Raw genomic sequence first — 2,506 nt, 5'->3', positions numbered from 1 at the left:
GAGGGCCCGTACTACGTGCCGGACGCCCCGAACCTCGGTTCCAAGGCAAAGATGCCGATGCGTGAGGACGAGAAGGGCACCGCCCTGATCTTCAAGGGCCAGGTCCGCGACCTGGACGGCAACGGCATCGAGGGCGCGTCCGTCGAGCTCTGGCACGCCGACTCCGACGGCTACTACTCGCAGTTCGACGACGGCCTCGGCATTCCCGAGTGGAACCTGCGCGCCACCTTCTCCACGGATGCCGACGGCAACTACGAGATCGAGACCATCCAGCCGGCCCCCTACCAGATCCCGCACGACGGACCCACCGGCGAGTTCATCTCCAGCTACGACGGCCACCCGTGGCGCCCCGCCCACCTGCACCTGAAGGTCACCGCGCCGGGCAAGCGCCTCATCACCACCCAGCTGTACTTCAAGGGTGGCCAGTGGGTCGACGATGATGTCGCCGGCGCCGTCAAGCCCGAGCTGATCCTGCACCCGCGGCCCAACGCCGACGGCATCGACGAGGTGGAGTACGACTTCGTCCTGGACCCGGTCTCCGAGAAGCGGTACGTGGCCTGACCGGCGACGACCTCGTCTCTCATAGCCACCCGCCCCGGCCGCCACCAAGCGGCCGGGGCGTCGGCGGTCAACCGGCCGGTCCACCAACCCGAAGGGCTGAAAGATGTCTGATTTGACCATCCGCTCCGTGGAGACACGGATCCTCGACGTGCCGCTCATCAGGCCTCACAAGTTCGCGACGACCACCGCCACCGCACAGGCGATCCTGCTCGTCTCGGTGACCACCGACGCCGGGGTCGTGGGGTACGGCGAGGGCGTCACCCCGGGCGGCCCGTGGTGGGGCGGCGAGTCGGCCGAGACCATGCAGGTCCTGGTTGAGAAGTACCTCGCCCCGGTGGCGGTCGGCAGGCGGGTAGACGAGATCCCGGCGGTCCTGGAGGCGATGGAGGGCGTGGTGGCCCGGGGCCGTTTCGCCAAGGCCGCCCTCGAGATCGCCATGTTCGACGCCTGGGCCCGGTCGCTGGACGTGCCGGTGCGATCGCTGCTCGGTGGGGCGGTCCGCGACTCGATCGAGTGCACCTGGGCGCTGGGTGCCATGCCGCTCGAGGAGATGGTCGAGGAGATCGACGAGCTCATGGCCTCGGACCGGCACCGCACGTTCAAGCTGAAGATGGGCGCCCTGGACCCGGCCGAGGACGTGGCCCGCATCGCCGCGCTGGCCGAGCGTCTCGACGGCCGGGCCGGCCTGCGCGTGGACATCAACGCCCGCTGGGACCGGTTCACCGCGAACGTCCACATCCCGGCACTCGTGGAGGCCGGCATCGAGCTGATCGAGCAGCCGACCCCCACCGAGCAGATCGAGGTGCTGGCCGAGCTCAACCGCTCACTGCCCGTGCAGTTCATGGCAGACGAGTCTGTCCAGTCCCCGCACGACGCCCTCGAGGTGGCGCGCCGTGACGCCGCCGGCGTGATCGCGGTGAAGACCACCAAACTCGGTGGACTGACCCGTGGCAAGGAGGTCGTGGCGATCGCCCGCGCGGCCGGGATCGCGTGCCACGCCGCCACCTCGCTCGAGGGGCCGATCGGGACGGTCGCCTCGCTGCACCTCGCGTGCGCCGAGCCCGGCTTCAACTACGGCTCCGAGCTGTTCGGCCCGCTGCTGCTGGCCGAGACCTACGTGACCACCCCGATCCGCTATGAGGCCGGCCGGGTCCATCTGCCGTCCGGGCCGGGCCTGGGCGTCGAGATCGACCACGACGCCGTCGACAAGTTCACCCGCCACTGATAGCGGCACCACACGAGAAGGAGAGGCCGACGATGGCACTGTTCCACGTCCGCATGGACGTCAACATCCCCACCGACCTAGACCCTGAGGTCCGCGCCGACACCCTGGCCCGTGAGAAGGCCTACAGCCAGGACCTGCAGCGCTCCGGCACGTGGCGGGAGCTCTGGCGCATCGTGGGCCAGTACTCCAACATCAGCATCTTCGATGTCGAGTCCGGCGACGAGCTCCACGAGATCCTCCAGGGACTGCCACTGTTCCCGTACATGGACATCGAGGTCATGGCCCTGACACGCCACCCGTCGCGAATCGACTGACAACGGAACGGACCCCCATCGGGGCGCACACGAGCGGGAGTTGGAGTTCAGCTGTCAGGCCCGGCAACAGCGCAATGGGGCCGCTCATCGGCGTTCACTGCGTGTGACGTTGGAGTGCGCGGTACAACGTAGAACGCCCGACTCCAAGATCGCGGGCGATCGCCGACGGCCCCTCCCCTGCCTCGATGCGGGCGCGGGCCGTCTCGATCTGCTCGTCGGTCAGTACTCGTTTGCGTCCCTTGTACTTACCTTTCGCCTTGGCGATAGCGATACCCTCGGCCTGGCGTTCACGGATGATGGCCCGCTCGAACTCCGCGAACGCCCCGAGCAGCGAAAGCATCAGATCCGCTCGAGGATCCTGGGCGCCAGCGGCGTAGGTGGCCCGCTCGTGGACGAACTCCACGCT

3 protein-coding genes and 1 pseudogene are annotated in these 2,506 nt (G+C 68.6%); 3 read left to right on the top strand and 1 reads right to left on the bottom strand.

Annotated features, from left to right (window positions below; translation table 11 throughout):
* The 3 genes and pseudogenes from G6022_RS12915 to catC form a co-directional block, all read left to right on the top strand.
* A pseudogene (locus tag G6022_RS12915) lies at positions 1 to 561 on the top strand (catechol 1,2-dioxygenase); the annotation flags it as partial.
* 103 nt (positions 562 to 664) lie between these two features.
* Positions 665 to 1,786 carry a muconate/chloromuconate family cycloisomerase gene (locus tag G6022_RS12910; RefSeq protein ID WP_182640228.1) on the top strand — a complete coding sequence of 374 codons (1,122 nt, stop codon included), beginning with the start codon at positions 665 to 667 and terminating at the stop codon, positions 1,784 to 1,786.
* Positions 1,787 to 1,818: 32 nt separating this feature from the next.
* Complete coding sequence (catC, locus tag G6022_RS12905; RefSeq protein ID WP_182691699.1) at positions 1,819 to 2,100, top strand: muconolactone Delta-isomerase; 282 nt, start codon at positions 1,819 to 1,821, stop codon at positions 2,098 to 2,100.
* Between the two features lie 94 nt (positions 2,101 to 2,194).
* Here catC and G6022_RS12900 read toward each other — a convergent pair.
* Positions 2,195 to 2,506, bottom strand: a 312-nt coding sequence (locus tag G6022_RS12900; RefSeq protein ID WP_182691697.1) for a helix-turn-helix domain-containing protein, incomplete at its 5' end; no start/stop codon positions are given.

It is taken from the genome of Dietzia sp. Cai40 (assembly GCF_014145165.1).
Classification (GTDB): Bacteria; Actinomycetota; Actinomycetes; order Mycobacteriales; family Mycobacteriaceae; genus Dietzia; species Dietzia natronolimnaea.
The sequence above is the reverse complement of the archived record's forward strand: the minus strand, read 5'-3'. Positions and strand labels throughout refer to the sequence as shown.

Bases quoted from the DNA above. Each gene is read 5' to 3' on its own strand.
- catC (WP_182691699.1), top strand. From the start codon at position 1,819: ATGGCACTGTTCCACGTCCGCATGGACGTCAACATCCCCACCGACCTA.
- G6022_RS12910 (WP_182640228.1), top strand. From the start codon at position 665: ATGTCTGATTTGACCATCCGCTCCGTGGAGACACGGATCCTCGACGTG.